The organism is Streptomyces rubiginosohelvolus (assembly GCF_014649875.1).
Classification (GTDB): domain Bacteria; phylum Actinomycetota; class Actinomycetes; order Streptomycetales; family Streptomycetaceae; genus Streptomyces; species Streptomyces rubiginosohelvolus.
The window spans coordinates 129,821-151,739 of sequence record NZ_BMTW01000014.1; the positions used below are offsets into that span (position 1 = coordinate 129,821).

A 21,919-nucleotide genomic window follows, 5' to 3' on the forward strand; every position below is an offset into this window, starting at 1 on the left:
GCCGTGGGCGGGGGCCCGGGCCCCTTTGCCCTCAAGCGCCGGGCGGGCTGGGTTTCGGGGCTCCGCCCCGGACCCCGCTCCTCAAACGCCGGAGGGGCTGAAAATGCCCGGCCTCGGCTTCTCGGGTGCGGGAGGGTACATCCAGCCCGTCCGGCGATTGAGGACATCTTTGAGCCCCGCCGGCGATTGAGGCGCGGGGATGCGGAAGGGCCCGCCGGAATTCTTCCCGGCGGGCCCTTCCCCTTGGTGCGGGCTACCCCTACCGCTTGCGCAGGCGGAACGTCAGCCCCAGGCCCTCGTCCTCGAACGGGGTGCCGTACGTCTCGTCCGCCTCGCCCTCCGCGTAGTCCACGGCCAGGACCTCCTCGGAGATCAGGGGGGCGTGCTCCGTGAGGGCCTCCGCCGTTGCGGGGGACGTCGTCGTCCAGCGGACGGCGATGCGGTCCGCCACGTCCAGGCCGCTGTTCTTGCGGGCCTCCTGGATCAGGCGGATCGCGTCACGGGCCAGGCCCGCCCGGCGCAGCTCGGGAGTGATCTCCAGGTCCAGGGCCACCGTCGCGCCCGAGTCCGACGCGACCGACCAGCCTTCGCGCGGGGTCTCCGTGATGATCACCTCGTCGGGGGAGAGCGTGATCCGCTCGCCCTCCACCTCCACCGACGCCGTGCCTTCGCGCAGGGCGAGGGAGAGCGCGGCCGCGTCCGCGTTCGCGACCGCCTTGGCCACCGCCTGCACGCCCTTGCCGAACCGCTTGCCCAGCGCCCGGAAGTTCGCCTTCGCCGTCGTGTCGACCAGCGAGCCGCCCACCTCGGAGAGCGAGGCCAGCGATGTGACGTTCAGCTCTTCCGTGATCTGGGCGCGCAACTCGGGGGAGAGGGCGTCGAAGCCCGCCGCCGCCACCAGCGCGCGCGACAGCGGCTGGCGCGTCTTCACGCCCGACTCGGCGCGCGTCGCGCGGCCCAGCTCCACCAGGCGGCGCACCAGCGCCATCTGGGAGGAGAGGGTCGGGTCGATCGCCGAAACCTCCGCCTTGGGCCACGACGCCAGGTGCACCGACTCCGGGGCGTCCGGCGTGACCGGCGTGATCAGGTCCTGCCACACCCGCTCAGTGATGAACGGGACCAGCGGGGCCATCAGCCGGGTCACCGTCTCGACGACCTCGTGCAGCGTGCGCAGCGCCGCCTTGTCGCCCTGCCAGAAGCGGCGGCGCGAGCGGCGTACGTACCAGTTGGAGAGGTCGTCCACGAACGCCGAGAGCAGCTTGCCGGCGCGCTGGGTGTCGTAGCTCTCCATCGCGACGGTCATCTGGTCGACCAGCGCGTTGAGTTCGCTCAGCAGCCAGCGGTCCAGGACCGTGCGGTCCGCCGGGGCCGGGTCGGCCGCCGACGGGGCCCAGGACGAGGTACGTGCGTACAGGGCCTGGAAAGCCACCGTGTTCCAGTACGTCAGGAGCGTCTTGCGGACGACCTCCTGGATCGTGCCGTGGCCCACCCGGCGTGCCGCCCAGGGGGAGCCGCCCGCGGCCATGAACCACCGCACCGCGTCCGCCCCGTGCTGGTCCATCAGCGGGATCGGCTGGAGGATGTTGCCCAGGTGCTTGGACATCTTGCGGCCGTCCTCGGCGAGGATGTGGCCGAGGCAGACCACGTTCTCGTACGACGACTTGTCGAAGACCAGCGTGCCGACCGCCATCATCGTGTAGAACCAGCCGCGGGTCTGGTCGATGGCCTCCGAGATGAACTGCGCCGGGTAGCGGCTCTCGAAGATCTCCTTGTTCTTGTACGGGTAGCCCCACTGCGCGAACGGCATCGAACCCGAGTCGTACCAGGCGTCGATGACCTCCGGGACGCGGTACGCCTCCAGCTGGCAGTTCTCGTGCGTGCAGGTGAAGGTGATCTCGTCGATGAACGGGCGGTGGGGGTCCAGGGACGACTGGTCCCGGCCCGTCAGCTCCGTCAGTTCGGCTCGCGAGCCGACGCACGTCAGGTGGTCGTCCTCGCAGCGCCAGATCGGCAGCGGCGTGCCCCAGTAGCGGTTACGGGACAGCGCCCAGTCGACGTTGTTGTTCAGCCAGTCGCCGAAGCGGCCGTTCTTGACCGAGTCCGGGAACCAGTTGGTCTTCTCGTTCTCTTCGAGAAGACGGTCCTTGATGGCCGTCGTCCTGATGTACCACGACGGCTGCGCGTAGTAGAGCAGCGCCGTGTGGCAGCGCCAGCAGTGCGGGTAGCTGTGCTCGTACGGGACATGGCGGAAGAGCTTGCCCCGCGCGTCCAGGTCCGCGGTGAGCGCTTCGTCGGCCTTCTTGAAGAAGACGCCGCCGACGAGGGGGAGATCCTCTTCGAAGGTCCCGTCCGGGCGGACCGGGTTGACCACCGGGAGGCCGTACGCACGGCAGACCTGAAGGTCGTCGGCGCCGAACGCGGGGGACTGGTGGACCAGACCCGTACCGTCCTCGGTCGTGACGTACTCGGCGTTGACCACGTAGTGCGCCTCGGCCGGGAAGTCGACGAGGGTGAAGGGGCGCTCGTAGGCCCAGCGCTCCATCTCCGCGCCGGTGAACGACTGGCCCGTCACCTCCCAGCCCTCGCCCAGCGCCTTCTCCACCAGCGGCTCGGCGACGACGAGCTTCTCCTCGCCGTCCGTCGCGACGACGTAGCGGACCTCGGGGTGCGCGGCGACCGCCGTGTTGGAGACCAGGGTCCACGGCGTGGTCGTCCAGACCAGGAGCGCCGCCTCGCCGGCCAGCGGGCCGGAGGTCAGGGGGAAGCGGACGAAGACCGACGGGTCGACGACCGTCTCGTAGCCCTGGGCCAGCTCGTGGTCGGACAGGCCCGTGCCGCAGCGGGGGCACCAGGGGGCGACCCGGTGGTCCTGGACCAGCAGGTCCTTGTTGAAGATCTCCTTGAGCGACCACCACACGGAGTCCACGTACTCCGGGTCCATCGTGCGGTAGGCGTCGTCCAGGTCGACCCAGTAGCCCATGCGGGTCGTCAGCTCGGCGAACGCGTCGGTGTGCCGGGTCACCGAGTCACGGCACTTGGCGTTGAACTCGGCGATGCCGAACGCCTCGATGTCCTTCTTGCCGTTGAAGCCCAGCTCCTTCTCCACCGCGAGCTCGACGGGCAGGCCGTGACAGTCCCAGCCGGCCTTCCGGCCGACGTGGTAGCCCTGCATGGTGCGGAAGCGGGGGAAGACGTCCTTGAAGACGCGGGCCTCGATGTGGTGGGCGCCCGGCATGCCGTTGGCGGTGGGCGGGCCCTCGTAGAAGACCCACTCGGGGCGGCCCTCGGACTGGTCGAGGCTCTTGGCGAAGACCTTGTTCTCCCGCCAGAAGTCGAGCACGGCGTGCTCCAGCGCGGGCAGGTCGACCTGGGCGGGTACCTGGCGGTACTGCGGCGATGTCATGTGCGGCTTCCTCCGGCGGATGTCTTCCACTTCCGTCGGAGGGACGAGAGCGTCTCGGCTCCCGCGGTACCACCCTCCTTGGCCCCGGGCGCAGCCCGTGGCCCCCTCATTGGGGTCGCGATGCCGGGTCTAGTGGCCTGGGTGCCCGTGGGAGTGGCCCACGTGTCCAAGGCGTTCTTCCGGCGGCTCAGGGGTGATCTTCACATCGCGCTCGCCCCCGGGCTCCCACCGTCCCCGGGTCGCTGCTGGCTGCGTACGGCGCTACTCGTCCCGTCGATGCCTCTCGCTGGGGCCAGTGTACGGGCCCGTACGGGCGACGGCCGACCGGTTTATCGGGGGCGCGGGGGCGTGACCCGAGTGGCGGGACGGGGTAGAAGCACTTCCCGGCGGGGCGCGGGGGCCGGATTACCGGGCGGGGAGCTGGGAACAACGGAGGCAGGCGCGCCACGACCGGACACGGGGGAGGGGAGAGGGCGGCGTGCCCCGTTGCCGCGGGGCTGGAGTCGATTTATCGTCCCAGCACGACTCGCGAGCAAGATCACAATATGTGAAGGGGCCGCGGCCATGGTGGCGAAGAAGGCAGCGAAGAAGACGGTGAAGAAGGCCGCCGCCAAGAAGACCGCGGCCAAGAAGGCGGCGGCCGGCGACAAGCCCGCCGCCAAGAAGAGCACCGCCAAGAAGACCGCGAAAACGGCCGCACCGGCGGCCACGGAGGCGGCCCGGGCCGCCGAGCAGACGGGAGCCCCCACGGTGGTAGCCAAGAAGAGCGCGAGTCGTCCCGCAGCAGGCGCACAGGCCACGGCCCCCGTGCCGCCCGCCCGTGCCGCCGCCCCGGACGAGCTGGCCGTCCGGCCCGGGGAGGACCCCTGGACGCCCGAGGAGGTCACCGAGGCCCGCACCGTGCTGACCAGCGAGATCCTGCGGCTCCGCAGTGAGCTGGAGGCCTCCGGCGCGGCCCTCGCCGGGCTGATGCGGGACTCCGGCGACGGCGCGGGCGACGACGAGGCCGACACCGGCACCAAGAACATCACCCGCGAGCACGAGCTGTCGCTCGCCGCCAACGCCCAGGAGATGCTGGAGCAGACCGAGCGGGCCCTCGCCCGGCTGGAGGCGGGGACGTACGGGCTCTGCGAGATCTGCGGCAAGCCGATCGGCAAGGCGCGCATGCAGGCATTCCCCCGGGCCACCCTGTGCGTCGAGGACAAGCAGAAGCAGGAGCGGCGCGGCTGATCCGCACAGGTGTGTCGTACCCTCATCCGAAGGCAGGCACCTAGGGTTGAGGGACTTACGTGGCAGAGGCGGAGCGCATCATCGGTACGCCGGACAATCCCGAGGCCGAGGGCACGGACGAAGGCGGCAGCACGTCCGCCGACGCCGCCGTCAACGCGGGCCGGGGCAAGCGGAAAGTCCTCGTTCTCCTGAGCGTGGCCGTCGTGGCCTATCTGCTCGACCTGGTCACGAAGATGATCGTGGTCGCCAAGCTGGAGCACCAGCCGCCGATCGACATCATCGGCGACTGGCTGCAGTTCCGGGCGATCCGGAACGCGGGCGCCGCGTTCGGGTTCGGCGAGGCGTTCACCGTGATCTTCACCATCATCGCCGCCGGCGTCATCGTGGTGATCATCCGGCTGGCCCGCAAGCTCTACAGCCTGCCGTGGGCCATCGCCCTGGGTCTTCTCCTGGGCGGTGCGCTCGGCAACCTCACCGACCGGCTCTTCCGGGCGCCCGGCGTGTTCGAGGGCGCGGTGGTCGACTTCATCGCCCCCAAGCACTTCGCCGTCTTCAACCTCGCCGACTCCGCCATCGTCTGCGGCGGCATCCTCATCGTGATCCTGTCCTTCAAGGGCCTGGACCCCGACGGGACCGTCCACAAGGACTGACCGGGCTGCAAGGACTGACCGGGCTGCGCGGGGAGCGGGCCGCGCAAGGCATACTCGACTGGTGAGTACGCACCCCGAGATCCGCACCCTGCCCGTACCGGACGGCCTGGAGGGCGAGCGCGTCGACGCCGCCATCTCCCGGATGTTCGGTTTCTCCCGCACCAAGGCCGCCGAGCTGGCCGCCGCCGGGAAGGTCCAGGTGGACGGTTCGGTGGCCGGGAAGTCCGAGCGGGTCCACGGCGGTGCCTGGCTGGAGGTCGAGATGCCGGGGGCGCCCGCTCCCGTCCAGATCGTCGCCGAGCCCGTCGAGGGCATGGAGATCGTCCATGATGACGACGACATCGTCGTCATCATGAAGCCGGTCGGCGTCGCCGCCCACCCCAGCCCCGGCTGGACCGGCACCACCGTCATCGGCGGCCTCGCCGCCGCCGGCTACCGGATCTCGACGTCCGGCGCAGCCGAGCGCCAGGGCATCGTGCACCGCCTCGACGTCGGCACCTCCGGCCTGATGGTCGTCGCCAAGTCCGAGCGGGCCTACACCCTGCTCAAGGCCCAGTTCCGCGACCGGGTCGTCGACAAGAAGTACCACGCCCTCGTCCAGGGCCACCCGGACCCGATGAGCGGCACCATCGACGCCCCCATCGGCCGCCACCCCAACCACGACTACAAGTGGGCGGTCACCGCCGAGGGCAAGCCGTCGGTGACCCACTACGACCTGATCGAGGCCTACCGCGCCGCCAGTCTCCTCGACATCAAGCTGGAGACCGGCCGCACCCACCAGATCCGGGTCCACATGTCCGCCCACCGCCACCCCTGTGTCGGCGACCTCACCTACGGCGCCGACCCGACGCTGGCCAAGCGCCTGGGGCTGACCCGGCAGTGGCTGCACGCCGTCCGCCTGGGCTTCGAGCACCCGGCCGACGGGAGCTGGGTGGAGTTCTCCAGCGGCTACCCGGCCGACCTCCAGCACGCCCTCGACACCATCTCCGCGGAGAGCCAGTGACCGCCGGGCCCACCCCGTACAGCACGCGCCGGGCCATTGAGGAGAGCGACCTCCAGGCCTGCTTCCAGGTCCGCAAGGACGTCTTCGTCGGCGAGCAGAACGTGCCCGAGGAGCTGGAGTACGACGCCTACGACGCGACCGCCGTGCATGTCCTGGCCGTCGCGGCGGACGGCACCGCGCTCGGCACCGGACGGCTGCTGTACGGCGCGGACGCGGCCGGGAAGACCGGCGGCGACCTCACCGCCGGCTCGCTCGGCCGGCTCGCCGTGAGCCGCGAGGCCCGCGGCCTCGGCGTCGGCGCCGCCCTCGTCCGGGCCATCGAGGACGAGGCGCGCACGCTCGGCCTCGCCGCCGTCGACCTGCACGCCCAGACCCACGCCCTCGGCTTCTACGAGCGGCTCGGCTATGTCGCGTACGGCCCCGAGTTCCCCGACGCGGGCATGCCGCACCGGGCCATGCGGCGGGAGATCCGCCCGGCCTGAGCGCCGGAAACCGGGGGGATCGGCCGGGTCCCGGGGGGTATCTGCGGAAACGCGCACCCCGCGTGGCAGGGTGGAAGCCCTGTTCGGCCGCTCGTGACCTGCCGGACCCGCACGCTCCGGAAGGCCCCTCCGTGGAACAGATGGCCCTGCTGCTCCTGCTGCTGCTCGGAGCCGTGGTCACGGTGCCGCTCGGCGACCGGCTGGGGCTGCCCGCGCCGGTGCTGATGACGCTCGCGGGCATCGCGATGGCGTTCACGCCGTTCGTCCCGAACGTCGACATCCCGCCGGAGATCATCCTCCCCGCGCTGCTTCCGCCGCTGCTCTACGCCACCGTCCAGCGCACCTCCTGGCGGCAGTTCGCCGCCAACAAACGCCCGATCTTCCTGCTGGCCGTGGCCCTCGTCTTCGTCACCACGGCCGCCGTCGCCGCGGTCGCCAACTCGATCGTGCCGGGGCTGCCGATCGCCGCCGCCGTCGCGCTCGGCGCGCTCGTCGCCCCGCCCGACCCGGTCGCGGCGACGGCCGTCGCGGGCTCGGTGGGGCTGCCGCGCCGGCTGGTGTCGATCCTGGAGGGCGAGGGGCTCTTCAACGACGTGACCGCCATCGTGCTCTACCACGTGGCCATCGCCGCCGCCGTCAGCGGCACCTTCTCGCTCCCCGAGGCCTTCGGGCTGCTGATCCTCTCCGCCGTCGTCGCGGTCGCCGTCGGCCTCGCGCTCGGCTGGCTCACCATCAAGCTGATGAACCTGCTAGGCGACGCCACGCTCCAGGTCGGACTGACCCTGCTGGTGCCCTTCGTCGCCTACGTCCTCGCGGAGGAGCTGGAGGGCTCCGGCGTGCTGGCCGTCCTGACCGTCGCGCTCTTCCTCGCCGAGCACACCGCCGACGCCGACGACGTGCTGGGCCGCCTCACCGGACGTACCTTCTGGGACATCGTCGACACCCTCGTCACCGGCGTCGCCTTCGGGCTGATCGGGCTGGAACTTCACACCGTGTTCGGCACCGCCGACGGCCACGCCCTGGAGATGGTCGGCTGGGGGCTCGCGATCGTCGCCGTCGTCGTCGGCGTACGGCTGCTGTGGCTGCTGCCCGCGACCTGGCTGGCCAAGCGGCTCCACACCCGGCGGGACGTCAGCGAGGAGATCCCGACCAGCTGGCGGGAGACCGTCGTGATGTGGTGGGCCGGGATGCGCGGGGTGGCCTCCGTCGCCCTGGCGCTGGCGATCCCGCTGGAGACCGACGGCGGGCAGCCCTTCCCCGGCCGCGAGGAGATCATCTTCATCGCGTTCGCCGTGATCATGGCCACCCTGGTCTTCCAGGGACTCACCCTCCCCTGGCTGGTGCGGAAGCTGAAGGTCCGGGCCGACACAGCCGCCGAGGAGGCCCTGGAGCGGGACCTCGCGATCCGGGCCGCCAAGGCCGCCAAGTACCGGCTCAAGGAGATCCAGGAGGTCGAGGAGTTCCCCGAGGAGGTCGTGGAGCGGCTCCAGCGCGCCGCGTACGACATCGGCGCCCGGATCAGCCCCGACATGATCGACGAGGAGCGGCGCGAGGCCTACGCCCAGCGGGCGAAACGCTTCAAGGCGATCAGCCGGGTCCAGCGCGAGATGATGTCGGCCGCCCGCCACGAGGTGCTCTCCGCGCGCAGCGAACCCGGCTCCGACCCGGAGGTAGTGGACCGGGTGCTGCGGTATCTGGACTTCCGCTCCCTGCGGTGAGCAGGTGAGCCGCCGGGTCGCCGTTCTCAGCCGCGGCCCGTGCGCGGGGCCTTGGCGTCGTCCCGGTCGGCGGGCGGCGCCGATCCGTTGCGGCCCGCCCGGCCCGCCCTCGCTCCCGTCAGCTCCGCCCACTGCTCGCCCGGCGGCAGCGCGGCGGGCGCGGTGGCGATCCGCGGCAGCGCGTACGGATGGTGGTCGCGCAGCCAGCCGATCAGCTGCTCGCGCACCGCGCAGCGCACCGTCCAGATGTCGTCCGCGTCCTTCGCCGTGACCACGGCCCGTACCTGGATCGTGGACGGCGTCGTGTCCGTGACCGCCAGCGACCAGTCGCGGCCGTCCCAGGCCGCGATGTCACCGAGGATCTCCCGCAGCTTCTCCCGCATCGCGGCCACCGGCGCGGAGTGGTCGAGGTGGAAGAAGACCGTGCCGGTCATCTGCACCCCGCCGCGCGACCAGTTCTCGAACGGCTGGCTGGTGAAGTACGAGACCGGCATCGTGATCCGCCGCTCGTCCCAGGTCCGTACCGCCAGGAACGTCAGGGTGATCTCGTCGATCGTGCCCCACTCGCCGTCCACCACCACGGTGTCGCCGATCCGCACCATGTCGCCGAACGCGATCTGGAGCCCGGCGAAGAGATTGCCCAGCGTCGACTGGGCGGCGACGCCCGCGACGATGCCGAGCAGACCGGCCGAGGCCAGCATCGACGTACCGACCCCTCGCATCGGGGGGAACGTCAGCAGCATCGCCGCGATCGCCACCACCGTCACGACCGCTATGACGACCCGCTGGATCAGCGTCACCTGCGTCCGGACCCGGCGGACCCGGGCGGGATCGCGGGTGCCCGTGGCGTAGCGCGAGTAGCTCGCCTCCACGACCGTCGCCGCTATCCGCACCACGAGCCATGCCGAGGCGCCGATCAGCACCAGGGTGAGGACCTGGCCGATTCCGGCCCGGTGGTCCCGCACCCAGTCGATCTTCGTCGCGCGGTAGCTGCCGCGCAGCAGCGCCGTGATGACCACCACCTGCAAGGGAGGCCGGCAGCGCCGCAGCAGCCCCCACAACGGGGTCTCGTGGTGCCGGCTGTCGGCCCGCCGCAGCAGCACGTCGACCAGCCAGCCGATCAGCAGGGTGATCACCACGGATCCGCCGATGACGATCAGCGGGCGCAGCACGCTCTCCATTCCCTCGTCCTCCCAGCCGTTGAGCGGCCCTCAGAGGGTGCGAACTGGCACCATGGGGCCCATGAACATCATGCTCTTCCACTCGACGTACGGGCTCACGCCCGCCGTGCACGCCGCGGCCGCGCGCCTCAAGGACGCCGGCCATGAGGTGCGCGTGCCCGATCTCTTCGAGGGGCACACCTTCGACTCGGTGGAAGAGGGCATGGCGTACAAGGAGGAGGTCGGCAAGGACGAACTGCTCAAGCGGGCCGTGCTGGCCGCCGCGCCCTACTCCGACCAGGGGCTCGTCTACGCCGGCTTCTCCCTCGGCGCGGCGACCGCGCAGACCCTGGCGCTCGGGGACGCGAAGGCCCGGGGGCTGCTGCTGTTCCACGGCACCTCGGACATCGCCGAGAACGCCACGGTGGACGAGCTTCCCGTCCAGCTGCACGTCGCGGACCCGGACCCCTTCGAGTCCCACGACTGGCTGAACAGCTGGTATCTCCAGATGCAGCGCACCGGCGCGGACGTGGAGATCTACCGCTACCCCGGGGCCGGGCACCTGTTCACCGACCCCGATCTGCACGACTACGACCAGGCGGCCGCCGAGCAGACCTGGAAGGTCGCGCTCGGCTTCCTGGCCACGCTGTAGTCCGTCTTCCCGGCCACCGGTGAAACGCGTGGAACCCGGCGTTCCCGGGCGGTCCGACCGCCCGGAAACGCCGGGTTCCACGGAGCTGTGGGGCGTTACGCCTTGAGCGCCTTGTCGATGGCCTTCGTGAACTCGGCGGCCGTCATCGGGGCGTTCTCGCTGCCCTCGGCCGTGATCTTCTTGTCGTCCATCTTCAGCGTCGGCGTGCCCTGAACCCCGCTGCTGTCGAAGGTCTTGGACATCTTCATCGCCCAGGCGTCGTACGTGCCGTCCTCGACGTTCTTCTGGAAGTCCTTGTTCCCCTTCAGCGCGTCCACGGAGTCGGCGACCTCGATGAGGTAGCTGTCCTTGGCGAACTTGTCGTCGCTCTCCTCGGGGTGGAACTTCGCCGAGTACAGCGCGGCCTTGTACTCCAGGAAGGCCTCGGGGCTGACGTCCAGCGCCGCACCGAGCGCGCTCAGGGCGTTCTTGGAGCCCTGGCCGTTGTCGGTGTTGTCGATGAAGGTCGCGCCGACGTACTGGACCTTGTACTTGCCGGCCTCGACGTCCTTCGAGACGGTCTCGCCGACGCCCTGCTCGAACGTGGCGCAGACCGGGCAGCGCGAGTCCTCGTACAGCTCCAGGGTCTTCTTCGCGCTCGGCTTGCCGACGACCACGGTGGTGCCGTCCTTGCCCGAGGTGTTCTTCGGCGCGGTGACGTTCTTCGCGTCGGCGGCCGCCTCCCAGGCGTCCGGCTTGTTCAGCTGCATCACGCCGTAGCTGATGCCGCCGATCACGGCGAGGGCCGCGACGACCGAGCCCGCGACGACGAGCTGCTTGCGGGACTTGTCCTTCTTCGCCTGGCGCTCGCGCTCGGCGCGCAGCCGCTCGCGGGCCGCTGCCTTGTTCGCCTGGCTGTTGCGGTTGCTCATGTCAGTTCTCCGTGCCGTACGTGTGTGGGGAGTGGGCGGTGGTGCCGTCGTCGCGTCGCCGTGCCCTCAGGCAGCGGCGTACAGCGCGAGCGGCGGGCCCCTGCGTCCCACACAGTGCACGAGGAAACGGGCGGTCAGCGGCGGGTGCGGACGCCCGGCGGGCCGGGAGCGGCGGGCCGCGGCCCGGACCCCCGCGCGGACCACGGCGACCGCGGTCAGCAGCGGCCGGAACGCCAGCAGGGCCGCCGCGCGCACCAGCCCGGCCAGGGCCGCCTCGCCGCGCCGCAGCCAGGCCGCGGCGAGTAGCCCGACCGCCACATGCGCGGCGAGCAGCAGCCACGGCACCGCGGGGCCGGGCTGGGCGAGGAGGGCCGCGGCGCGGTCGCCCGCACCGGCCACATCGGCCAGCGGGGTGCCCACCGCGCCGACGCCCGCGATCCGGGCCCCGCCCGTGCCGACCTCGCCGCCGCCGCACAGGACGTCGAAGCCCACCGCGCGCAGCGGGCCGGCGACCGGGCCGCCGGCCGCCCCGTAACAGAGGTTCTGGCCCGTGGTGAAGAGCGTGTCGGCGGCCAGCTCCAGCGGGACCAGCAGCCCCGCGATCGCCCCGAAGCCGCGCTCCCGGCCGGCCAGCGCATAGGCCACGGCGAAGACCGCGGCGGCCAGCAGGCCGACCGCGGTCAGCGGCAGCGGCACTCCGGAGAGCAGCACGTGGGACGCCGTGGACAGGGTGACGACGAGCGCGGTGAAGACCGCCGCGCGCGCGACCCTGAGCTGCGTCCCTGAGATGTCCATCGCCGGAAAGTGTGTCATGCGTGGAGGTAAGCGGACCTTAAAAGAGGCTGAGAGTCCCCGGGACGCCGAAGATTCCGGGGGCGCCCCGGGGCTCTCGCCCTACAGGCCCGGGATCTTCCCGTTGCGGAAGAGGTCCACGAAGATCTGGTGGTCCGCACGGGCCCGCGCCCCGTAGCTGTGGGCGAAGTCGACCAGCAGCGGCGCGAAGCCCTCCTCGTCGGCCGCGATGGCCGCGTCGATCGCCCGCTCCGTGGAGAACGGCACCAGCGAGTGGCCGCTCTCGTCGTCCGCCGCCGCGTGCATCGTGGCCGTCGCCCGGCCCAGATCCGCGACGACCGCCGCGATCTCGTCCACCTCGTCGATGTCGGACCAGTCCAGGTCGACCGCGTACGGCGAGACCTCGGCGACCAGCTGGCCCGCCCCGTCCAGCTCGGTCCAGCCCAGCCACGGGTCCGCGTGCGCCTGGAGCGCCCGCTGCGAGATCACCGTGCGGTGCCCCTCGTGCTGGAAGTACTCCCGCACGGCCGCGTCCGTGATGTGCCGGGAGACCGCCGGGGTCTGCGCCTGCTTGAGGTAGATCACCACATCGTTCTCCAGGGCGTCGCTGTTGCCCTCCAGAAGGATGTTGTACGAGGGCAGCCCGGCCGATCCGATGCCGATGCCCCGGCGGCCCACCACGTCCTTGACCCGGTAGGAGTCGGGGCGGGTGAGGCTCGACTCCGGCAGCGTCTCCAGATAGCCGTCGAACGCGGCGAGCACCTTGTAGCGCGTCGCGGCGTCCAGGTCGATCGACCCGCCGCCGTCCGCGAACCGGCGCTCGAAGTCCCGGATCACCGTCATCGAGTCCAGCAGCGAGAACCGGGTGCGCGAGCGGGCGGCGCGCAGCGCGCCCAGCAGCGGGCCGTCCGCGGTGTCCAGCGTGAACGGCGGCACCTCGTCGTTCTTCGCGCCCGTCGCCAGCGCGCGGATCCGCTCGCGGTAGGACGTGGCGAAGATCCCGACCAGCTCGGTGATCTGCTCGTCGGCGAGCGCCTTCGTGTAACCGATCAGCGCCACGGAGGCGGCGAACCGCTTCAGGTCCCAGGTGAAGGGGCCCACGTACGCCTCGTCGAAGTCGTTGACGTTGAAGACGAGGCGGCCGTTGGCGTCCATGTAGGTGCCGAAGTTCTCCGCGTGCAGATCGCCGTGGATCCACACCCGGCCCGTGCGCTCGTCCAGGAACGGGCCGCCGTGCCGCTCCCGCTCCAGGTCGCTGTAGAACAGGCAGGCCGTGCCGCGGTAGAAGGCGAAGGCCGAGCTCGCCATCTTGCGGAACTTGACCCGGAAGGCCGCCGGATCGGCGGCCAGCAGCTCCCCGAAGGCGGTGTCGAAAACGGCGAGAATCTGCTCCCCGCGCTGCGCTGCGCCGGTCTGCGTTTCCGACATTTCTTACTGCCTCCTGCGGTAGCTGACGTATGGGGTCGAACCCTGGATCGACGTGACCGAGTGCATGACAAAACGGACACCCGTCCCGCCCTCTCCAACGCTCGGCGGAAGCCGGGAGTGCCCGTCGTTCGACTCCGTCACGTCGTAGACTTCCACGCTGTCCCCCCGTCCGTCATCGCCCGACTTCCCGGAGGCCCGACGCCGTGACCAAGCCGCCCTTCACGCACCTGCACGTTCATACCCAGTACTCGCTGCTGGACGGTGCGGCGCGGCTCAAGGACATGTTCGAGGCGGCCAACGAGATGGGCATGACGCACATCGCGATGACCGACCACGGCAACCTCCACGGGGCCTACGACTTCTTCCACTCGGCGAAGAAGGCGGACGTCACCCCGATCATCGGCATCGAGGCGTACGTCGCCCCCGAGTCGCGCAAGCACAAGCGCAAGGTGCAGTGGGGACAGCCGCACCAGAAGCGCGACGACGTGTCCGGATCCGGTGGCTACACCCACAAGACGATCTGGGCGTCCAACAAGACGGGGCTGCACAACCTCTTCCGGCTCTCCTCCGACGCGTACGCCGAGGGCTGGCTCCAGAAGTGGCCCCGGATGGACAAGGAGACCATCTCCCAGTGGTCCGAGGGGCTCCTCGCCTCCACCGGCTGCCCCTCGGGCGAGGTGCAGACCCGGCTGCGGCTCGGCCAGTTCGACGAGGCGGTGCAGGCGGCCTCCGACTACAAGGACATCTTCGGCGAGGGCAAGTACTTCCTGGAGCTGATGGACCACGGCATCGAGATCGAGCGCCGGGTCCGCGACGGGCTGCTGGAGATCGGCAAGAAGCTGAACATCCCGCCGCTCGTCACCAACGACTCCCACTACACGTACGCGCACGAGGCGACCGCCCACGACGCCCTGCTCTGCATCCAGACCGGCAAGAACCTCTCGGACCCCGACCGCTTCCGCTTCGACGGCACCGGCTACTACCTGAAGACGACGGACGAGATGTACGCCGTCGACTCCTCCGACGCCTGGCAGGAGGGGTGCGCCAACACCCTCCTGGTCGCCCAGCAGATCGACACCACCGGCATGTTCGAGGCGAAGAACCTCATGCCGAAGTTCGAGATCCCGGACGGCTTCACCGAGGTCACCTGGTTCCAGGAGGAGGTCCGGGTCGGCATGGGCCGCCGTTTCCCCAACGGCGTCCCCGACGACCGGCAGAAGCAGGTCGAGTACGAGATGGACATCATCATCCAGATGGGGTTCCCGGGGTACTTCCTGGTCGTCGCCGACTTCATCATGTGGGCCAAGAACAACGGCATCGCGGTCGGCCCCGGCCGTGGCTCCGCGGCCGGTTCGATCGTGGCGTACGCCATGGGCATCACCGACCTCGACCCGATCGAGCACGGGCTGATCTTCGAGCGGTTCCTCAACCCCGAGCGCGTCTCCATGCCCGATGTCGACATCGACTTCGACGAGCGTCGGCGCGTCGAGGTGATCCGGTACGTCACCGAGAAGTACGGCGCCGACAAGGTCGCCATGATCGGCACGTACGGCAAGATCAAGGCGAAGAACGCCATCAAGGACTCCGCCCGCGTGTTGGGCTACCCGTACGCGATGGGCGACCGGCTCACCAAGGCCATGCCCGCCGACGTCCTCGGCAAGGGCATCGACCTCAACGGCATCACCGACCCCAAGCACCCGCGCTACAGCGAGGCGGGCGAGATCCGGGGGATGTACGAGAACGAGCCGGACGTCAAGAAGGTCATCGACACCGCCAAGGGCGTCGAGGGCCTGGTGCGGCAGATGGGCGTGCACGCCGCCGGCGTCATCATGTCCAGCGAGCCGATCGTCGACCACGCACCCGTCTGGGTCCGGCACACCGACGGCGTCACCATCACGCAGTGGGACTACCCGCAGTGCGAGTCGCTCGGCCTGCTGAAGATGGACTTCCTCGGCCTGCGCAACCTGACGATCATGGACGACGCCATCAAGATGGTGAAGTCCAACAAGGGCATCGATCTGGAGATGCTCTCCCTGCCGCTGGACGACCCCAAGACGTACGAACTGCTCTGCCGCGGGGACACGCTCGGCGTCTTCCAGTTCGACGGCGGGCCCATGCGCTCCCTGCTCCGCCAGATGCAGCCCGACAACTTCGAGGACATCTCCGCCGTCTCGGCCCTCTACCGGCCGGGCCCGATGGGCATGAACTCGCACACGAACTACGCGGAGCGCAAGAACGGCCGCCAGGAGATCACCCCGATCCACCCGGAGCTGGAGGAGCCCCTCAAGGAGGTCCTCGGCCTCACCTACGGCCTGATCGTCTACCAGGAGCAGGTCCAGAAGGCCGCCCAGATCGTCGCCGGGTACTCGCTCGGTGAGGCCGACATCCTGCGCCGCGTGATGGGCAAGAAGAAGCCCGAGGAGCTGGCGAAGAACTTCGTCCTCTTCGAGAAGGGCGCCAAGGAGAAGGGTTTCTCCGACGCGGCGATCAAGGCGCTCTGGGACGTCCTGGTGCCGTTCGCCGGGTACGCGTTCAACAAGGCGCACTCCTCGGCGTACGGCCTGGTCACCTACTGGACCGCCTACCTCAAGGCGAACTACCCCGCCGAGTACATGGCCGCCCTGCTGACCTCGGTCAAGGACGACAAGGACAAGTCCGCGGTCTACCTCAACGAGTGCCGCCGCATGCGCATCAAGGTGCTGCCGCCGAACGTCAACGAGTCGCTGTCCAACTTCGCCGCCCAGGGCGACGACGTGATCCTCTTCGGCCTGACCGCCATCCGCAACGTCGGCCAGAACGTCGTCGACTCGATCATCCGGTCCCGCAAGGCGAAGGGCAAGTACAGCTCCTTCCCCGACTTCCTCGACAAGGTCGAGGCGGTCGTCTGCAACAAGCGCACCGTGGAATCGCTCATCAAGGCCGGCGCCTTCGACGAGATGGGCCACACCCGCAAGGGCCTCGTCGCCCATCACGAGCCGATGATCGACAACGTGGTCCAGGTCAAGCGCAAGGAGGCCGAGGGGCAGTTCGACCTCTTCGGCGGCGGCGAGGAGGAGAGCGGCGAGCCGGGCTTCGGGCTCGACGTGGAGTTCTCCGACGTCGAGTGGGAGAAGGCCTACCTCCTCGCCCAGGAGCGGGAGATGCTCGGCCTGTACGTCTCCGACCACCCGCTGTTCGGACTGGAGCACGTGCTGTCCGACAAGGCCGACGCCTCCATCTCCCAGCTCACCGGCGGGGACTACGGGGACGGCGCCATCGTCACCGTCGGCGGCATCATCTCCGGCCTCCAGCGCAAGATGACCAAGCAGGGCAACGCCTGGGCCATCGCCACCGTGGAGGACCTGGCGGGCTCCATCGAGTGCATGTTCTTCCCCGCCACCTACCAGCTGGTCTCCACCCAGCTCGTCGAGGACACCGTCGTCTTCGTGAAGGGACGCCTCGACAAGCGCGAGGACGTGCCCCGGCTGGTAGCCATGGAGATGCAGGTCCCCGACATCTCCAACGCCGGGACCAACGCACCGGTCGTCCTCACCATCCCCACCGTGAAGATCACCCCGCCCATGGTCACCCGCCTCGGCGAGGTGCTCAGCCACCACCGGGGCGACACCGAGGTACGCATCAAGCTCCAGGGCCCCCGCAAGACCACCGTCCTGCGCCTCGACCGGCACCGGGTCAAGGCCGACTCGGCCCTCTTCGGCGACCTGAAGGTGCTGCTCGGCCCGGCCTGCCTGGCCGGTTGAGCCCGAGCACGACATGACGAGAGGGGCGCCCCGCCTGCGCGGGACGCCCCTCTCGCTGTCTTCAACGCCTGTCACTACCGCAAGCGGCCGACGGGTCAGTTGTGGCCGAAGCGTCGCTGATGCTTGCGCGCCACGTCGGACGGGCTGCCCTGGGCCTGCGCCTGCGGCTGGTTCTGGGACTCGAACGCCGTCGACTTGGCCTGCTCCGCGCTACGCTCCGACGCGGACGCGCGGTCGTGCTGGCTGCCCTGCTTGCGGTTCTTGTTCTTGGCCATGGTGAATGCCTCCTGTGGGGAATCCTGGGGGGCCAGGACCGCTGTCAGACTCACATAGCGCCGCAAACACCGCATGTTGGATCATTACCGTGCGTAGCGGTTTCCGCAGTGGCCCCGTTTCCGCGCACCTTCTTCCTTCCTTTTCCGCTTCCTCTCCGGATCCGCCACGCCGATGATCCAGTTCCGGCCGTTAACCCCTGCGCGGTCGGGCAGACTCGAAGGAAACCCTGGGTAAGCGGACCCGGTCATCGAGGAACGGGCCGCTGAACCGTTCCCGAGTTCTGGAAGAGGGTGGAACCCGTGGACCGTTGCGTCGTCCTGGTGGACGCCGGCTACTTGCTGGGCGCAGCCGCGAGTCTGCTGGCCGGAGAGCCCGCCCGTTCCCGCATCACCGTCGACCACGCCGCCCTCATCCAGGGACTGCGCGAGCGGGCCGAGGCCGACACCCAGCAGCCCCTGCTGCGCATCTACTGGTTCGACGGCGCCCCCGACCGGGTGCCCCAGCCCGAGCACCGCAGGCTCCGCGTGATGCCCCGGGTGACCGTACGGCTCGGCGCCCTGACCCGCAGCGACGGACGCTGGGCCCAGAAGGGCGTCGACGCCGCCATGCACGCCGAGCTCACCGAACTGGCCAGGAACCGGGCCTGCTCGGATGTGGTCCTGGTGACCGGCGACGGCGATCTGCTGCCCGGCCTGATGTCCGCCAAGGAACACGGGGTCGCCGTCCACCTCTGGGCCGTCCAGGCCGCCGACGGCGACTACAACCAGTCCGAGGACCTGGTCGCCGAGGCCGACGAACGGCGCGTCCTCGACCGGGCCTGGATCACCAAGGCCGTACGCGCCAAGGACCTCGGCGGCGCCTGCGCCCCGCAGCCCGCCACCCGCCCCGAGATCGCCGCGATCCTCTCCGCACCGCTGCCCGAGGCCGCCCTCGCCGCCTCCGCCGAACGCGCCTCCGAGGCCCAGGCCGCCGCCGCCCGTTCGGGCACACCGGATCCGGCCGAGAACGCACCCGCCGCCACCGGCACGCCCACGACCGGCCACAAGGGCGTGCCGACCCCCAAGGACCTGGCCGCACTGCGCGCCCACGCCACCCACCCGGACCGCCAGCAGCCGGCCCAGCCCGCGAGCGCCACACTGCGCTGGTCCTCCGACAAAGGGTGGGTGGAGCGCGGTGGCCCTCTCGGCGAGCCCGCCGAGACCGCGTCCCTGCCGACCCTCGCCCAGGTCACCAGCGCCGAACAGCGCTGGGCCGACCGCGAGGAGGACATCACCACCGTCGGCGGCGACCCCTTCGAAGTGGGCCAGGTCTTCGCCCGCCGCTGGATGGAGCGCCTCCCGGAAAGCGTCCACCTGCAGAAGCTCTCCACCATGTACCCGCGCATCCCGCACCGGATCGACGGTGAACTCCTGCGGTACGCGGCCCGCTTCGGACTCCTCGCCCACAAGGACGACCAGATCGACGAGCACGACCGCTACGCGATCCGGGCCGGCTTCTGGCGGGAGATCGACGTACGGGCCGCCGCCGAGCACGTACCGGCGGGGGAGTAGGGGGTGGAGCCGCCGTCCTCCCGGGCGGCGACGCGGGGTGGCCCCGGGCGCGAACCGGGGCATGTGACCCCGTACCCTCATACCTCGTGAGTACGGGCACAGCACAGGCGCAGCGGGACACCGGCACCGTGTGCGCGGTGCGCGATCTGGTCAAGACCTACCCTGCGACCCGGGCTCGCCGGGGCGCACCCGCGACCCCCGAGGTCCGCGCCACGGACGGCATCCGCCTGGACGTCGAGCGCGGCGAGATCTTCGGACTGCTCGGCCCCAACGGCGCCGGCAAGTCGACCCTGGTCCGCCAGCTCACCGGGCTGATGCGGCCCGACTCCGGCAGCGTCGAGGTGCTGGGCCACGACCTCGTACGTCACCCCGAGCGGGCCTCACGGCTGATCGGCTATCTCGGGCAGGAGTCCACCGCCCTCGACGAACTGACCGTCTCCCTCGCCGCCGAGACCACCGGCCGGCTGCGCGGCCTCCCCCTCCAGGAGGCCCGAGCCGAGCGCGACGCCGTCCTGGAGGAGCTGGGCCTCACCGCGATCGCCGGGCGGCCCCTGAAGAAGCTCTCCGGCGGTCAGCGCCGGCTCGCCTGCTTCGCCGCCACCCTGGTCGGCGACCGGCCCGTCCTGGTCCTCGACGAACCGACCACCGGCATGGACCCGGTCGCCCGCCGCGCCGTCTGGGCCGCCGTCGACCGCCGCCGGGCGGAGCGCGGGGCCACGGTCCTGCTGGTCACCCACAACGTCATCGAGGCCGAGACCGTCCTCGACCGGGTCGCCGTCCTCGAACGCGGCCGGGTCATCGCGTGCGACACCCCCGCCGGACTCAAGGAACGGGTCGCCGGGGAGGTCCGCGTCGAGCTGGTCTGGCGCGAACGCGCCCCGCTGGACGTCCCCGAGGTGGCGGCGCTGCGGCCGTCCGCCCAGGAGTCCGGACGGCGCTGGGTGCTGCGGCTCGGGCCGGACGAGGCGCGGGCCGCGGTCGCCGCGGTGACGGGCGGCGCGGCCTTCGCCGCGCTCGACGATTTCACCCTGGCCACCCCCAGCCTGGAAGATGTCTACCTCGCGCTCGGGGGAGACGCCGGCGATGCGACCGAGGGGCTGGTGAAGGCGTGAGAGGCGTACGTGTGGTCGGGAACGTGAACGCGCCGGGCGCGGGGGACGTACTCGACGGGCGGGGCGAGTTCCCCGGACCGGACGTACTGAACGTGCTGGATGTGTTTGACGTGGTGGATGTGTCTAAGGGGAGCGGCCTCAGGTGACGAGCATCATTCCGGCCAGGACCGCGGCGACGCGTACCCGGCCCGCGCCCGGCTCCTCCGACACCGGCCCCGCCTGTACCGTCGCGGCGCCCCTCGCCCCGCGCGCCCGGCTGCTGCCCTCGCTGGCAGCCGTCTACCGCGCCCAGCTCTCCCGGGCGCGCGTCGCCCGGATTCCGCTGCTCTTCGTGGCGACCTTCCAGTCCGTCGGGATCATGATCCTGATGCGGGGCGTCGTGGACGGGGGCGCGGAGGCCCGTGCCGTGGTCGCGGGATCCAGCGTCCTGGTCGTCGCGTTCGTCGCGCTCAACCTGCTCGCCCAGTACTTCGGGCAGCTGCGGGCGAGCGGCGGGCTCGACCACTACGCCACGCTGCCCGTGCCGCCCGCCGCGGTGGTGCTCGGGGCGGCCGCCGCGTACGCCTCGTTCACCGTGCCCGGCACGGTCTTCACCGCGATCACCGGGAGCGTGCTGTTCCAGCTGCCGATGACGCACCTGTGGGTCCTGGTCGCCGTCATCCCGCTCTCCGGCGCCGCCCTGGCCGGGCTCGGCGCGGCCCTCGGGCTGCTCGCCCCGCGCCCGGAGCTGGCGACCCTGCTGGGCCAGCTGGGGATGTCCGCCGCCCTGCTCCTCGGAGTGCTGCCGGCCGAGCGGCTGCCGCAGCCGGTGGGGTGGGCACGCGACCTGCTGCCCTCGACGTACGGGGTCGAGGCGCTGGCCCGGTCCTTCGACGCCCGCCCGGACTGGGGGATCATCGCCTTCTTCCTCGCGATCTGCGCGGCGGTGGGGGTGCTCTCGCTGGCCGTGGCGACGTGGGCGTACCGGCGGGCCGCCGTACGGTAGCGTCGCGGGGCCTGCGGGCACGGGTGCGGTATCCGGTGAGGCGCCTCACAGGGTGGCCTGGCACGATGGCACGGTGACCGCACCTCTGACGCCGCCTCACCAGCCCGGCCCCCACGATCCCTGGCAGGCCCCGCCCTCGGGCTCCCACCTCGTGCCCTCCCCGGGTGCGCCGGACGACCCGGACACGGCCACGGAGCTCCGTCAGGCCGCTGTCGTCGCCGCCCTCGTCGCGGTCTCGGGCATCGCCCTCGGGCTGCTGTGGCTGTGGCTCGCGCCGCGCGTTCCGCTGGTCTCCGACGACACGGCGGTCTTCCTCAAGAACAGCGAGGGCGAGGAGGCGATCGGGGCGGACGGCACGTTCGTCCTGCTGGCCATCGGCTTCGGCGTGCTCTCGGCGGCCCTCGTCTTCTGGCGGCTGCGGCGCGGGGGCGTCCTCGTGGTCGTCGGTCTGGCGCTGGGCGCGCTGCTGGCCTCGCTGATCGCGTGGCGGGTCGGTATCTGGCTGGGGCCGTCGTCCGACGTGGTGGGGCGGGCCCGGGAGGCGGGGCAGGGCGTGACGTTCGACGCCCCGCTGGAGCTGCACACGGTGTGGGTGGCGGTGCTGGCGTGGCCGTTCGCGGCGATGGGGATCCATCTGCTGCTGACGGCGGCGTTCGGGCCGCGGGATGTGGAGCCGGACTGGTCGTATTACCAGGGGCCGGTGCAGGGGCCCCTGGCGGGGCCGGGGTCCGGTTCGGGGGCGTCGCCGTCGTCGCCTGCGGGTGGGGGTGGGCCGGGCTAGGTCGCCTGCGGCGGGCTTGTTCCCCTCCCCGCCCCTTCCCGAAACC

At 71.0% G+C, this 21,919-nt stretch carries 17 protein-coding genes; 11 read left to right on the forward strand and 6 right to left on the reverse strand.

Translation table 11 applies throughout. The features are described 5' to 3' along the window. Positions 1-259: 259 nt before the first annotated feature. Positions 260-3,403 (reverse strand): isoleucine--tRNA ligase, encoded by a 3,144-nt coding sequence (gene ileS / locus IE134_RS26535; protein ID WP_098019082.1) that lies wholly within the window; start codon positions 3,401-3,403, stop codon positions 260-262. A gap of 564 nt (positions 3,404-3,967) precedes the next feature. Between ileS and IE134_RS26540 the strand changes: the two genes are divergently transcribed. The 5 genes from IE134_RS26540 (at position 3,968) to IE134_RS26560 (ending at position 8,486) form a co-directional block, all read left to right on the forward strand. After that, positions 3,968-4,633, forward strand: coding sequence for a TraR/DksA family transcriptional regulator (locus tag IE134_RS26540; protein WP_030718989.1), 666 nt, complete (start codon positions 3,968-3,970; stop codon positions 4,631-4,633). A 59-nt stretch (positions 4,634-4,692) separates the two neighbouring features. Next, a complete protein-coding gene (lspA, locus tag IE134_RS26545) occupies positions 4,693-5,283 on the forward strand; it encodes a signal peptidase II (RefSeq protein WP_098895794.1) in 591 nt (196 codons plus the stop codon). 61 nt (positions 5,284-5,344) lie between these two features. Next, the gene (locus tag IE134_RS26550) at positions 5,345-6,286 is read left to right on the forward strand and encodes an RluA family pseudouridine synthase (protein ID WP_010057911.1); all 942 of its coding nucleotides are present in this window, start codon (positions 5,345-5,347) and stop codon (positions 6,284-6,286) included. Then, positions 6,283-6,768: a GNAT family N-acetyltransferase gene (locus IE134_RS26555; RefSeq protein ID WP_030718996.1), complete on the forward strand. Its 486-nt coding sequence runs from the start codon at positions 6,283-6,285 to the stop codon at positions 6,766-6,768. The genes IE134_RS26550 and IE134_RS26555 overlap by 4 nt, the downstream gene beginning before the upstream one ends. A gap of 131 nt (positions 6,769-6,899) precedes the next feature. Next, complete coding sequence (locus IE134_RS26560) at positions 6,900-8,486, forward strand: Na+/H+ antiporter (protein WP_030718998.1); 1,587 nt, start codon at positions 6,900-6,902, stop codon at positions 8,484-8,486. Between the two features lie 26 nt (positions 8,487-8,512). On the opposite strand, the gene IE134_RS26565 is transcribed toward IE134_RS26560, so the two are convergent. Next, the gene (locus IE134_RS26565; protein ID WP_030719000.1) at positions 8,513-9,667 is read right to left on the reverse strand and encodes a mechanosensitive ion channel family protein; all 1,155 of its coding nucleotides are present in this window, start codon (positions 9,665-9,667) and stop codon (positions 8,513-8,515) included. 52 nt (positions 9,668-9,719) lie between these two features. On the opposite strand from IE134_RS26565, the gene IE134_RS26570 reads away from it, so the two are divergent. Then, the gene (locus IE134_RS26570; protein WP_030719002.1) at positions 9,720-10,298 is read left to right on the forward strand and encodes a dienelactone hydrolase family protein; all 579 of its coding nucleotides are present in this window, start codon (positions 9,720-9,722) and stop codon (positions 10,296-10,298) included. Between the two features lie 95 nt (positions 10,299-10,393). Here the strand turns inward: IE134_RS26570 and IE134_RS26575 are convergent, their stop codons facing one another. The 3 genes from IE134_RS26575 to IE134_RS26585 all read right to left on the reverse strand — a co-directional run bounded on the left by IE134_RS26575 (position 10,394) and on the right by IE134_RS26585 (position 13,429). Next, positions 10,394-11,209: a DsbA family protein gene (locus IE134_RS26575; RefSeq protein ID WP_030719006.1), complete on the reverse strand. Its 816-nt coding sequence runs from the start codon at positions 11,207-11,209 to the stop codon at positions 10,394-10,396. 66 nt (positions 11,210-11,275) lie between these two features. Further along, positions 11,276-12,004 (reverse strand): hypothetical protein, encoded by a 729-nt coding sequence (locus IE134_RS26580; RefSeq protein ID WP_030719009.1) that lies wholly within the window; start codon positions 12,002-12,004, stop codon positions 11,276-11,278. Between the two features lie 99 nt (positions 12,005-12,103). After that, a complete protein-coding gene (locus IE134_RS26585; RefSeq protein WP_030719012.1) occupies positions 12,104-13,429 on the reverse strand; it encodes a DUF2252 domain-containing protein in 1,326 nt (441 codons plus the stop codon). 203 nt (positions 13,430-13,632) lie between these two features. Here IE134_RS26585 and dnaE point away from each other — a divergent pair, with 203 nt between their 5' ends. Next, positions 13,633-17,169, forward strand: coding sequence for a DNA polymerase III subunit alpha (dnaE, locus tag IE134_RS26590; protein ID WP_189431943.1), 3,537 nt, complete (start codon positions 13,633-13,635; stop codon positions 17,167-17,169). Positions 17,170-17,264: 95 nt separating this feature from the next. Here the strand turns inward: dnaE and IE134_RS26595 are convergent, their stop codons facing one another. Next, on the reverse strand, positions 17,265-17,444 hold the full coding sequence (locus IE134_RS26595; protein ID WP_010057923.1) for a hypothetical protein: 180 nt from the start codon (positions 17,442-17,444) through the stop codon (positions 17,265-17,267). A gap of 291 nt (positions 17,445-17,735) precedes the next feature. Between IE134_RS26595 and IE134_RS26600 the strand changes: the two genes are divergently transcribed. The 4 genes from IE134_RS26600 to IE134_RS26615 all read left to right on the forward strand — a co-directional run bounded on the left by IE134_RS26600 (position 17,736) and on the right by IE134_RS26615 (position 21,873). Further along, positions 17,736-18,995 carry an NYN domain-containing protein gene (locus IE134_RS26600; RefSeq protein WP_030719018.1) on the forward strand — a complete coding sequence of 420 codons (1,260 nt, stop codon included), beginning with the start codon at positions 17,736-17,738 and terminating at the stop codon, positions 18,993-18,995. Positions 18,996-19,123: 128 nt separating this feature from the next. Continuing rightward, positions 19,124-20,107: an ABC transporter ATP-binding protein gene (locus IE134_RS26605; RefSeq protein WP_189431957.1), complete on the forward strand. Its 984-nt coding sequence runs from the start codon at positions 19,124-19,126 to the stop codon at positions 20,105-20,107. A 142-nt stretch (positions 20,108-20,249) separates the two neighbouring features. Further along, the gene (locus tag IE134_RS26610; protein WP_030719024.1) at positions 20,250-21,092 is read left to right on the forward strand and encodes an ABC transporter permease; all 843 of its coding nucleotides are present in this window, start codon (positions 20,250-20,252) and stop codon (positions 21,090-21,092) included. A gap of 52 nt (positions 21,093-21,144) precedes the next feature. After that, on the forward strand, positions 21,145-21,873 hold the full coding sequence (locus tag IE134_RS26615; RefSeq protein ID WP_030719027.1) for a hypothetical protein: 729 nt from the start codon (positions 21,145-21,147) through the stop codon (positions 21,871-21,873). Positions 21,874-21,919 lie beyond the last annotated feature (46 nt).

Excerpts from the sequence above, each read along its gene's own strand:
- IE134_RS26585 (WP_030719012.1), bottom strand. The coding sequence starts at position 13,429 with ATGTCGGAAACGCAGACCGGCGCAGCGCAGCGCGGGGAGCAGATTCTC.
- IE134_RS26570 (WP_030719002.1), top strand. The coding sequence starts at position 9,720 with ATGGGGCCCATGAACATCATGCTCTTCCACTCGACGTACGGGCTCACG.
- IE134_RS26580 (WP_030719009.1), bottom strand. The coding sequence starts at position 12,004 with ATGGACATCTCAGGGACGCAGCTCAGGGTCGCGCGCGCGGCGGTCTTC.
- ileS (WP_098019082.1), bottom strand. The coding sequence starts at position 3,403 with ATGACATCGCCGCAGTACCGCCAGGTACCCGCCCAGGTCGACCTGCCC.
- IE134_RS26595 (WP_010057923.1), bottom strand. The coding sequence starts at position 17,444 with ATGGCCAAGAACAAGAACCGCAAGCAGGGCAGCCAGCACGACCGCGCG.
- IE134_RS26565 (WP_030719000.1), bottom strand. The coding sequence starts at position 9,667 with ATGGAGAGCGTGCTGCGCCCGCTGATCGTCATCGGCGGATCCGTGGTG.
- IE134_RS26540 (WP_030718989.1), top strand. The coding sequence starts at position 3,968 with ATGGTGGCGAAGAAGGCAGCGAAGAAGACGGTGAAGAAGGCCGCCGCC.
- IE134_RS26575 (WP_030719006.1), bottom strand. The coding sequence starts at position 11,209 with ATGAGCAACCGCAACAGCCAGGCGAACAAGGCAGCGGCCCGCGAGCGG.